The following is a 10765-nucleotide window of genomic DNA, read 5'->3' as shown; positions in this document are numbered from 1 at the left end:
AGTGTCCAAGACCTCCATGGATTCCGTGTCCAAAAAGACACCGGACTCCATGTCCAAAAACCCTATGGACATAACACACAAGAACTAGCTTTTCCAGAACTAGCTTTTCCAAGTAGAAGTTGACGCAACGCCACCGAGTCGTGGCGCCTCCAACCCCCCATGTAGTACCGAGTACGCGCTAGACGCCGCAAACAGTGCAGCCGGACACCCGCCAGCATTACTGACGGAGCTTCCTGCCACTTACTCACTGACCCGCGACGCCGGAATACTCGCTAAGTTCGTCTCTGCTCAGCCAGGTCAAGCCCCTCATAAGAGAGGCTTTTCTCGCTCCGATTGCGGGTGGGGCAATTGAAACCTACGTCCGCTACCGCAATTCGGGGATTGCGCTCGTGAAACACGCAGCCAGCACACCCGACGGGTTCACAAACCTACACCGCGTCTAATTCGGCCACACCCCAAAGAAAAAGAGGTTGGTGGGCTATTCGGCGTGCGTGAAAACGGAATAGTCAGCGGGGCGGGCACCTGCTGCCATGGCGCGCTCGGCGGCCTTAAGGAAATCAGCAACTACCTTACGGTCATCGAGGTTGCGGCCGGAAATCGATAGGCGCACGGTGTTTCCGCGCTGGGCGGAGCGCTCGGCAGCGCGGATGATGTTGCGGCGCCACCACTTTGCCGAACCGAAGCCCTCACCAAAGGACAGATTGCGGGCTTGGTGGAGCTCGCCTGTGCGAAGGTCGTGGATGCCACGGGTGGAGGCGGCAAAGTCGAAATCAAACTCGGGAAGGACTTCTAGTGTTCCCTCCGACATTCGCCAGCGCGGCGGTGCAAAGATGGTCGGCTCAAAGCCGATCTTGGCCATCTGTCGCGTCGAGCCCTTGAGGCGCAAACGTGCCTCGTGCGCATCCAGGTTGGCGAACTCCGCACGGCGGCCCTGGACCGCTTGGTCAAAGCCATTGAGAATAAGCACGCGGCCCGATTCGGCCTGCTCGCGAAGCCAGGATTGCGTCGCCGCGTCTTTAGCTAGGTGCCAATTGCCGTCGATGTGCGGCGCCACCAGCAAAGAGACAGGAACGTCAGCTTTATCGAACTGCTTGAGCAGATCGGAGGCTTGGCTTCGGGTGTCATTAAAAATACTGGAAATCGAAACCAGAAGGTGGCCATGCATAAGGAAAATTATCGCACAGCCACCGCCCCGGCGCGCGCTGAGAGAGATTCGGAGCTCCCCCACATGGGCGGCCTAGGCCGCTGGGTGCCTAATGAGCCACACGCCGTAAGTGGTCCCTAGGCCTCGACACCCGCGGCCTGGTTGATCAACCACGCGTACTCGAAAGCCGCCTGCCGCCACTGGGCATAGCGTCCGGACACACCACCGTGGCCGGCGGCCATCTCCGTCTTGAGGAGGAATTCGCCGCCGGTGGCAACGTCACGCAGCTTGGCCACCCACTTCGCCGGCTCAACATACAGCACGCGGGTGTCATTGAGCGAGGTCAACGCCAGAATATTCGGGTATTTCTGCGGAGCGATGTTTTCGTATGGCGCATAGGAGGCCATGTAGTCGTAGACCTCCGGATCGTGGTACGGGTCGCCCCATTCCTCCCACTCCACCACCGTGAGTGGTAGCTCCGGCATGAGAATGGACGTCAGCGGGTCGACGAAGGGCACGTTCGCCTCGATGGCCTTAAACCTATCCGGCGCCATGTTTGCCACCGCGCCCATGAGCAGGCCACCGGCCGAGCCACCTTCAGCAACAAGTTGTGAAGGCGTGGTCACTCGGCGCGCGATGAGGTCATCCGCCACCGCGATGAAGTCCGTAAACGTGTTTTTCTTGGCCAGCATCTTGCCGTCGTCGTACCAGTTGCGGCCCATCTCGCCGCCACCGCGAACGTGCGCCATGGCGAAGATCATGCCGCGGTCCATGAGAGACAAACGGAAGACCGAGAAGTACGGGTCCATATTCGCCTCATAGGAACCGTAGCCATAAAGCAACGTCGGGTTCGGTTGCGTGCGGTCCAGGTCCGCGCGGTGCACGATGGACACCGGCACCTTCGTCCCATCGGGTGCTTCAGACCAGACGCGGTAGGCCACGTATTCGTCTTTGTCATAGCCGCCTGGTACTTCCTGTTCCTTGAGCAGCGTGTACTCGCCGGTCGCCACGCGGTAATCAAAGAGCTGGGCCGGCTGGATGAAGGAGGTATAGCTCACGCGCAGCACCGGCGCGTCCCACTCGGGGTTACCGGCCACGCCAACGGTGTAAAGCTCCTCGTTGAAGTGGAGCTCGCTGAAGCGCGCCCAGCCCTCCCGCACGTCCATCACCGCCGCACGACCAATACCGCCGCGGCGATAGCCCACGACGATCTGGTCGCGGTAACAATCCACGCCCTCAATGCGCACTGTGTCATCGTGTGGCATGAGGACGGTGAGTTCGCGCAGGGCTGGCAGATCATCAGTGACCGGACAGTAGCCCAACGCAAAGTTGGGGCCGGTGGCGTTGTGCGTGACCACCCAGTAGTCGGTTCCTGCCACCACGGCGTGGTCGACGTCGTAGTCCACTCCGGACTCGCGCGCCCACAAACAGCGGAACTCACCCTCCGGGTTGTCCTGCTCGAGTACCCATGCCTCACTCGTCATCTTCGAGCTCGACACGATCATGATGTACTTCTCGCTGCGGGTCGTGCCCACGCCGATGCCGAAACGCGAATCCTCCTCACGCATGACCACGACGTCCTCCGACTGCGGGGTGCCCACGCGATGGCGCCACACCGTATCCGGGCGCCACGCATCATCCACGGTGGTGTAGAAGATGAACTCCTCCCCCACCCACGTTGCACCGTAGAAGATACCTTCCAGGCGGTCCTCCAACAGCTCGCCCGTGCGCAGGTCCTTGATGAAGAGCTCAAAGCGCTCATCACCGGCCACGTCGACCGAATAGGCCAACAGGTCACCGGAATCGCTCACCGTGGACGCACCCAGAGCGAAGAAGTCGTGGCCTTCGGCGAGCGCGTTGACGTCGAGAAGCACCTGCTCCCCTTCCGGTGCCCCCGTCTCCGGGATGGTCGGCGGGGTCCACGGATCGGAGCCTTCCGACACCGGGATGCGGCAGCTATAGCCGTACTCCTTACCTTCCTCGGTGCGGCCGTAGTACCAGTACTTGCCGCGACGCTGGGGCACGGACATGTCCGTCTGCTTGATGCGGGACTTGACCTCGGTGAAGATGTTCTCCGTCAAGGTCTCCAGGTGCGCAGTGCGCTCTTGAGTGTAGGCGTTTTCGGCCTCGAGGTATTCGCGGGTCTCCGGGGTGTCTTTCTCACGCAGCCACTCGTAGTCATCGACGAAGCTGCGGCCGTGAAACTCTCGCGTAATGGGGCGCTTAGCAGCAATCGGTGCGTTCATTCAGCCTCCTTAAAAGGTGGTTCCGGACAGGCGCTCAAAGGCCTCAACATAGCGCGCGCGGGTGGCCTGGACAACGTCGTCCGGCAAGCGCGGCGGCGTGGACTCCTTGTCCCAGCCGGAATTAGTGAGCCAATCGCGCACGTACTGCTTATCGAAGGAAGGCTGGACCTTGCCTTCCTCATAGGTGTCGGCCGGCCAGTAGCGCGAGGAGTCCGGGGTGAGGACTTCATCGGCCAGCACCAGGGTGCCGTGCTTATCGACGCCAAACTCAAACTTCGTATCCGCCAAAATAATGCCCTTCTCCTCCGCCAACGCGGCGGCCGTGGCGTAGATGCGCAGGGTGGCATCGCGCAGCTCCTCGGCGCGTTCGCGGCCGAGCTTGTCCACGACGACGTCGAAGGAAACGTTTTCATCGTGCTCGCCCTGCTCCGCCTTGGTGGCTGGGGTGAAGATGGGCTCGGGCAGGCGGGAAGCTTCGGTCAGCCCTTCCGGCAGCTTGACTCCGCACACGCTGCCGGATGCCTTGTACTCCTTGAGTCCGGAGCCGGTGAGGTAGCCGCGGGCGACGCATTCGAAGGGAAGCATGTCGAGCTTCTGCACGACCATTGAGCGACCGAGGACTTCCTCGGGGATGCGCTCATCATCGAGCGTTCCGGCCAGGTGGTTGGGGAAGTCGATGGCGTCGAAGAAGAACTTCGACGTCGCCGTGAGCACGCGGCCCTTGTCGGGGATGGCCGGCTCGAGGGCGTGGTCATAGGCGGAAATACGGTCGGAGACCACCATGAGCAGGGTGCTGTCATCGATTTCGTAGATATCGCGCACCTTGCCGGAGGCGATGTGGGCATAGGAAGAAAGTTCTGGACGCATGACATACATTCTAGACCCGTCTAGACTGCTTCAAGATACATCCCAATCCCGAGGAGCTAAGCCCGTGCACTCTCGCCTGACCTCCCTTTTGACCTCCGCTGCGCTGGTGGGCGCCGCCCTGTCTGTGCCCGCTGCGCACGCAGCCGACATCTCCGTGCGCGAGTCCGCCCACGGACAGTGGCTGTGCACGATGTCGGCGTCCGCCACGGATCGCGCACTAGCCCGCGACGTCCGGGCGGGCTACATCAACACCATCCGCGCGACCTCGGAGAAGATTCAAGCGCAGTTCCCGAAGCTGGACTTCTCCGCGTACACCTCGCGCGATATCAGCAAGGCTCCGGGCTACGCGGCGACGGTGGCCGCGCTGGGCAAGGCCGGCTACACGGGCGCGGATATGGTCATCATCATGGTCGGCGCGTCCGCCCCGGAGGACCTGGTGGAGGATGAATCGGTGCTGTTGCCAGGGGATGCCGAATACTCGATCAATGCGGCGAAGTCCCGGACTGAGAAGGGACCGGCACCGTTGTTGTCTACGGGTAGCGATTTCAGCCCTAAGCTGCGCGCCGCTCTGGCAGAAAACCAGGCGCAGGAAAAGGAGGCCGTCGATGCCTTCAACGCAGCGCAGGTGCAGTCCTTTGCCGAGTGCGTGGAAGAGCTGCACAGCCGCGGTGCGCAGGAAGGTATCCAGCCGGTGCCGGAGCTACCCATCCCGGGCAAGACGACGCAGCAGCAAACCTCGTCCACGGGTGCTACGGTTCTCGGCATCATGGCGGTGCTCACCGCTCTGATGATCGGCGGCTACCTTGCTACCAACGGCAAATCCCTCGGCGGCTTCGAGCTGCCGGTGCTGCGCATCCCTGGAATGGCCTAAGAGCTAGTGCCGGGTTGTCCGGCCGCCGATGGGAGGTCGTTTCGATCAAATAGGGGCTAGAAAATTGAAGAGCTGGCAACCTTAATTGATCGAAACGTACCGCCAAGGGGTGAAACTAAAGGATTTCGCCCGGGGTGTAGGCGGCGGCCTGCGGGTGCTGATCAGCAATCGCCTTGATGCGGCCCAGAATCTGGCTCACCTGCGATTCGGCAGCGCCGATGAAAGCGTGCTTGTCCGACAGCGCGGCCTCGAGGGCGGCGGCATCGAGCGGCAGGCGCTCGTCGGCAGCTAGGCGCTCGATCAGATCCTGCTCCCCGCCATTCTCACGCATGTTGAGCGCCACGGCGACGGCGTTTTCCTTGATGACCTCGTGCGCGGTTTCGCGGCCCACGCCCGCGCGCACCGCCGCCATGAGGATGCGGGTGGTGGCAAGGAAGGGCAGGTAACGCTCCAGTTCGCGGTCGATCATCGCCGGGAAGGCACCGAATTCCGCGAGCACGGTGAGGAAGGTTTCAAACATACCGTCAATGGCGAAGAAGGCATCCGGCAGTGCCACGCGGCGGACCACCGAGCAGAACACGTCGCCCTCGTTCCACTGCTGGCCGGACAGATCCGCCACCATGGTGAGGTAGCCGCGCAGGATTACCTGGAAACCGCACACGCGCTCGCAGGAGCGGGCGTTCATCTTGTGCGGCATCGCGGAGGATCCAACCTGGCCTTCCTTGAAACCTTCAGTCACGGTCTCGTTGCCGGCCATCAGGCGGATGGTTGTGGCCAGCGAGGAGGGCGCAGCACCCAGCTCAACGAGCGCAGACACAGCATCGAAGTCGAGGGAGCGCGGGTAAACCTGGCCCACCGAGTTGAACACGCGGGAGAAGCCCAGGTGATCCGCAATGCGCGTCTCCAGCGCGGCGAGCTTGTCCTCGGAGCCTCCCATGAGGTCGAGCATGTCCTGCGAGGTGCCCATCGGGCCCTTGATGCCGCGCAGCGGGTAGCGGCTCAACAGGGATTCCACGCGCTCGATGCCGAGCAGGAGCTCGTCGGCAGCCGAGGCGAAGCGCTTGCCCAAGGTCGTCGCCTGCGCAGCAACGTTGTGGGAGCGGCCTGCCATCACCAGCGTCTGGTACTGCGCGGCGTGCTCACCAATGCGCGAGACCACCGCGATGGCCTTATTGCGCACCAGCTCTAAGGAACGCAGAATCTGCAGCTGCTCGACGTTTTCCGTCAGGTCGCGCGAGGTCATTCCCTTGTGGATGTGCTCGCAGCCGGCCAGAGCGTTGAATTCCTCGATGCGTGCCTTGACGTCGTGACGCGTGACGCGCTCACGCTGGGCAATCGAGGCAAGGTCCACGTTCTCTACCTGCGCCTCATAGGCGGCGATGGCCTGGGCGGGAATATCGACGCCGAGATCCTTCTGCGCCTTCATCACCGCGATCCACAGCTGGCGCTCCAGAATGATCTTGTGTTCTGGGGACCAGATTTCAGCCATCTCTGGGGAGGCGTATCGAGCGGACAGGACGTTGGAAATGTTCTTCTTTTCAGCCACGTCGCTCATTATTCCACGCCTCGCCCCAAAGGAGGCATTATCAGCGGATTAGATGCTGATCTGGCCCTTTTCCGCTGGCAACGCAATGTCCTTGCGGAAGAAGCTGCCCTCCAGCTTGATGCCGTCGAGCACCTCGTAGGCGGCGGCGCGGGCGTCGGCCAAGGTGGCACCGCGGCCGAGGACGTTGAGGACACGACCACCGTTGGATACGTATCCGCCCTCCCCCGTGGTGGTGCCAGCGTGGAGGACGCGGGTGGGATCATCAAGCTCCGGCGAGGTGATCGGATCACCCTTGCGCGGGGAAGCCGGGTAACCCTCGGCGGCCAGTACCACGGTGACCGCGTAGCCTTCCTCCCACTCCAGCGGCGCAAGTGATGCCAGCCGCCCGGTCGCAGTGGCGTTCAGGACCTCTCCCAGCGGGGACTTCAGCAGAGCGAGCACCGCCTGCGTTTCCGGGTCACCGAAGCGGCAATTGAATTCGACGACGGCCGGACCTTCCTTGCCCCAGGCCAAACCCGCATACAGCAGCCCGGTGTACGGCGTGCCGCGCTTGACCATTTCCTTGGCCACGGGGACGCAGACTTCGTCGACGATGCGCTGGGTACCGTCGGCAGGCAGCCACGGCAGCGGGGTGTAGGCGCCCATGCCGCCGGTGTTGGGGCCTTCATCGTTGTCATAGGCGCGCTTGTGGTCCTGCGCCGGCAGCAGCGGCACGACGGTCTCACCATCCACGAGGCAGAACAGGGAAACCTCGGGGCCGTCGAGGAAAGACTCGAGCAGCACCGGGTTGCCGGCTGCATGGACGGCATCGACGTGCGCGCGGGCTTCCTCGCGGGATTCGGTCACCACCACGCCCTTGCCGCCTGCTAGGCCATCGTCCTTGACCACGAAGTGCGGGCCGAAGCGGTCGAGCGCGGCCTCAATGTCCGCATCACTTGCGCCAGGGGCGAGCTGCTCTGCGCGGGCGGTGCGCACGCCGGCGGCCGCCATGACGTCCTTGGCAAAGGCCTTGGAACCCTCGATTTGCGCCGCGCTTGCCGACGGCCCGAAGACCGCAATGCCGCGCTCACGCAGGGCATCCGCCACGCCTTTCACCAGCGGTACCTCCGGCCCGATGACGACGAGGTCAGCGGCGATGTCCACGGCTAGTTCAACCATGCGCGCAGGATCATCCACCTGGGAATACTCTGGGTGGACGGTGGCCTGCTTCGCATGGGCCGGGGAGCCCGGTGCGATGTGCAGATCGGTAACAGTGGGGTCAGCTTTCAGGCCAGTAAGCAGGGCGTGTTCGCGGCCGCCCGAACCGATAACGAGAATGCGCATGCCGTCTATCTTAACTGGCGGTAGCCTAGGGGCCATGTCTTCAGTATTTACAAAGATCATCGAGGGCGAGCTGCCTGCTCGCTTTGTCTACCGCGACGAGAAATGCGTGGCGTTTTTGTCCATCGAGCCGCTGCGCTACGGCCACACCTTGGTGGTGCCGGTCGAGGAAGTAGATAAGTGGACTGACCTCGATCCTGAAACCTGGGCACACCTCAACGCCATCGCTCTGGAAATCGGTGGCGCCATCAAGACGGCTTTCGACACCCCACGTACCGGCTACATCATCGCCGGCTTCGACGTTCCCCACACCCACATCCACCTCTTCCCCACCGAGAAGATGGAAGACTACGACTTTGCCAAGGCCTTCGCTGCCGACGCCACCGACCCCGCCGCCATGGACGAGGCCGCCGCGCGTATCCGCCAGCACCTCGGCACGGATGAGGACGGCCGCCGCGACAACTAAGAGCTGACTGCTACCTTCCGGCAGCTAGGAACTAGCTGCCGCCTTGGGCAGCTGGACGGTAAACACCGAGCCGCGGCCCAGCTCCGAATCCACGGAAATCGAACCGCCGTGCTGCTCCACGAGAGACTTCACAATGGCCAAGCCCAGGCCCGAGCCACCCGTATCGCGGGTTCGTGAGGTATCAGCACGGTAAAAGCGCTCAAAGATGTGGGCTGCATCTTCGGGGGAGATGCCCTTGCCGTCATCGGCAACGTCGATAAGCACGTGCTCCTCGTCATCCCGCAACGTCAGCGTCACCGACGCCTCATCACCGCCGTGGCGGATGCCGTTGGACACCAGGTTAAGCAATACCTGGTGCAAGCGGTCCGGGTCTCCGTTGACCATTGGAATCCCGGAGGCTTCGTTGTTGACGTTGATGGTGCGGCCAGAAAAAGCCGCGCGCGCCGAAGAACCCACAGAGAGCACGAGCTCCAACATGTCCACCTCGCGCATATCCAAACGCGAACCCTCCGCACGGGTCAGCGCCAGCAGGTCCTCCACCAGCAACGACATGCGCTGTGACTCGGCATCGATCTTGCTGAAGACAAACTCCGGGTCTTGGGTTGCCCCCGAACGGTACAGCTCCGTATAGCCGCGCAGGCTGGTCAGTGGGGTGCGAAGCTCATGGGAGGCATCGCCGACGAAGCGGCGCATCTGTTGCTCCTTCTCCTGCGCATGGAGCACGGAGTTTTGCAATTGTGTCAACATGACGTTGAGCGCTGCGGCGAGCTGCCCCACCTCGGTGTGCAGCGGCCACTCCGGCACGCGTTTATCCAGGTTGCCCGCCGCGATTTGGGAAGCAGTTTTCTCCACCACGCGCAGCGGACGCAAGGCTCTGTGGATGAGCCACATACCCACCAACGCGATGATGAGCATGACCAACGCCGCGATAATGACCTGGACAATGGCCAGGCCTTTAAGGATGGAGTTCTCCGTCGTCATGTCTTTGGCCACGACGACCACGGAACCATCCGATTTGAGCTTCGCCACGGCCCGCCATTCGGTTTCGCCTTGAACCGAGCGGACACTCGTGGGCTCGCCGCCGACGACCACCGAGCGGGCATCCGGCAACGCCGCCATCGGCCGCGTGGTCACCACGGAACCATCGGGATAGTACGCCAGTGCTACATAGTCCGTCGGGGGTCGGCGGCTTCCGTCCTGCGGGGTATAAAAGGCCGCGTCGAGGTTGCTGGCCCAGGAGCCAATCGCGTCATTGAGCTCAGTGTCCACGCGGGTGTAGAGCACATTGCGCATGATCGACGACACCGCCAGGGAGGACATAGCCAGGCCCAAGCCCGAAACCAGAACCATGAGGACGAGCAGCCACGTGCGCAGGGGCAGCGCTTTAGGACGTTGCATGCGCCGGCGCAGGGCGCTATTCCGCACCAAAGAGGATCCAGAATCCGAGCCCTGAGTGTTCGCGGGGGATTCGCTCATAGTGGATGAGCCTACGTGCGCGGTGTGCGCAGCACATAACCAACGCCGCGGACGGTGTGGATCAGCGGTGTATCGCCGGTATCAATCTTGCGGCGCAGGTAGGAGATGTAGGACTCGACCACGTTGCCATCGCCGCCGAAATCGTAGTGCCAGACGTTGTCCAGAATCTTGGACTTGGACAGCACCACCTCACGGTTTTGCATGAGGTAGCGCAGCAGGTTGAACTCGGTGGGCGAAAGCTCCACGATCTCCCCGGCCTTGGTGACCTCATGGGTGTCATCGTTGAGAGTGAGGTCGGCATAGGTCATGGTGGCGCTGCCATCCTGATCATCCACCGCATTGCCGCGGCGCAGGATCACGCGCAGGCGGGTGATGACCTCCTCCAGGCTGAAGGGTTTGGTGACGTAATCATCCGCACCGATGGTCAAGCCATGGATGCGCTGATCCACGCTGTCCTTAGCGGTGAGGTAGAGGACGGGGCCGTCGAGGCCTTCTGCGCGCAGCTTGCCCAGCAGCTCAAAACCGTCCATGCCCGGCATCATGACGTCCATAATGTAGGCGTCGGGATTGATCTCACGCGCGATGCGCAGAGCCTCGTTGCCGGAGTTGGCGCTGTGTACATCGAAGCCCTGAAACTTCAGGGAGACAGTAAGTAGTTCAACGATATTGGGCTCGTCATCGACGACAAGTACCTTGACGTCCTTTGAATCATCCATGGTCCCGCTTTGGTCCTTTCTCCGCTGTTCCTATACCTAGGTGGCGTGGGGGTTTCTCATTCAAAGTGAGAAGTATTGCACTACGCCTTCCCAGGGTACTGAGCGGAGTCTGG

The 10765-nt window shown here is 62.3% G+C and carries 9 protein-coding genes; 2 read left to right on the top strand and 7 right to left on the bottom strand.

Going from position 1 to position 10765, the window contains the following annotated elements:
• Window positions 1–478: 478 nt before the first annotated feature.
• The 3 genes from QP999_RS04100 to QP999_RS04090 all read right to left on the bottom strand — a co-directional run bounded on the left by QP999_RS04100 (window position 479) and on the right by QP999_RS04090 (window position 4257).
• Entirely contained in the window at window positions 479–1165 is a 687-nt protein-coding gene (locus tag QP999_RS04100; protein WP_070564024.1) for a DUF2334 domain-containing protein, read from the bottom strand.
• Window positions 1166–1281: 116 nt separating this feature from the next.
• On the bottom strand, window positions 1282–3390 hold the full coding sequence (locus QP999_RS04095) for a S9 family peptidase (protein WP_070564027.1): 2109 nt from the start codon (window positions 3388–3390) through the stop codon (window positions 1282–1284).
• Window positions 3391–3399: 9 nt separating this feature from the next.
• Entirely contained in the window at window positions 3400–4257 is an 858-nt protein-coding gene (locus tag QP999_RS04090) for a phosphoribosylaminoimidazolesuccinocarboxamide synthase (protein WP_070532429.1), read from the bottom strand.
• Between the two features lie 64 nt (window positions 4258–4321).
• Between QP999_RS04090 and QP999_RS04085 the strand changes: the two genes are divergently transcribed.
• Window positions 4322–5128 (top strand): serine/threonine protein kinase, encoded by an 807-nt coding sequence (locus QP999_RS04085; protein WP_070564030.1) that lies wholly within the window; start codon window positions 4322–4324, stop codon window positions 5126–5128.
• 115 nt (window positions 5129–5243) lie between these two features.
• Here the strand turns inward: QP999_RS04085 and purB are convergent, their stop codons facing one another.
• Together purB and purD are read right to left on the bottom strand one after the other, a co-directional pair.
• A complete protein-coding gene (gene purB / locus QP999_RS04080; RefSeq protein WP_070532348.1) occupies window positions 5244–6683 on the bottom strand; it encodes an adenylosuccinate lyase in 1440 nt (479 codons plus the stop codon).
• A 39-nt stretch (window positions 6684–6722) separates the two neighbouring features.
• Entirely contained in the window at window positions 6723–7997 is a 1275-nt protein-coding gene (gene purD / locus QP999_RS04075) for a phosphoribosylamine--glycine ligase (RefSeq protein WP_284847731.1), read from the bottom strand.
• Between the two features lie 34 nt (window positions 7998–8031).
• On the opposite strand from purD, the gene QP999_RS04070 reads away from it, so the two are divergent.
• Entirely contained in the window at window positions 8032–8460 is a 429-nt protein-coding gene (locus QP999_RS04070) for an HIT family protein (protein ID WP_154762511.1), read from the top strand.
• Between the two features lie 24 nt (window positions 8461–8484).
• Here the strand turns inward: QP999_RS04070 and QP999_RS04065 are convergent, their stop codons facing one another.
• Together QP999_RS04065 and QP999_RS04060 are read right to left on the bottom strand one after the other, a co-directional pair.
• Entirely contained in the window at window positions 8485–9936 is a 1452-nt protein-coding gene (locus QP999_RS04065; protein WP_284847730.1) for a sensor histidine kinase, read from the bottom strand.
• Between the two features lie 11 nt (window positions 9937–9947).
• Window positions 9948–10652 (bottom strand): response regulator transcription factor, encoded by a 705-nt coding sequence (locus QP999_RS04060; RefSeq protein WP_070522860.1) that lies wholly within the window; start codon window positions 10650–10652, stop codon window positions 9948–9950.
• Window positions 10653–10765 lie beyond the last annotated feature (113 nt).

The organism is Corynebacterium sp. MSK004 (genome assembly GCF_030232515.1).
In the GTDB taxonomy this organism is placed as follows: Bacteria; Actinomycetota; Actinomycetes; order Mycobacteriales; family Mycobacteriaceae; genus Corynebacterium; species Corynebacterium hesseae.
This window is presented reverse-complemented; position numbering and strand designations above follow the sequence as displayed.

Coding starts and splice junctions, on each gene's coding strand:
- QP999_RS04065 (WP_284847730.1), bottom strand. CDS start 9,936: ATGAGCGAATCCCCCGCGAACACTCAGGGCTCGGATTCTGGATCCTCT.
- purB (WP_070532348.1), bottom strand. CDS start 6,683: ATGAGCGACGTGGCTGAAAAGAAGAACATTTCCAACGTCCTGTCCGCT.
- QP999_RS04090 (WP_070532429.1), bottom strand. CDS start 4,257: ATGCGTCCAGAACTTTCTTCCTATGCCCACATCGCCTCCGGCAAGGTG.
- QP999_RS04060 (WP_070522860.1), bottom strand. CDS start 10,652: ATGGATGATTCAAAGGACGTCAAGGTACTTGTCGTCGATGACGAGCCC.
- QP999_RS04100 (WP_070564024.1), bottom strand. CDS start 1,165: ATGCATGGCCACCTTCTGGTTTCGATTTCCAGTATTTTTAATGACACC.
- purD (WP_284847731.1), bottom strand. CDS start 7,997: ATGCGCATTCTCGTTATCGGTTCGGGCGGCCGCGAACACGCCCTGCTT.
- QP999_RS04095 (WP_070564027.1), bottom strand. CDS start 3,390: ATGAACGCACCGATTGCTGCTAAGCGCCCCATTACGCGAGAGTTTCAC.
- QP999_RS04070 (WP_154762511.1), top strand. CDS start 8,032: ATGTCTTCAGTATTTACAAAGATCATCGAGGGCGAGCTGCCTGCTCGC.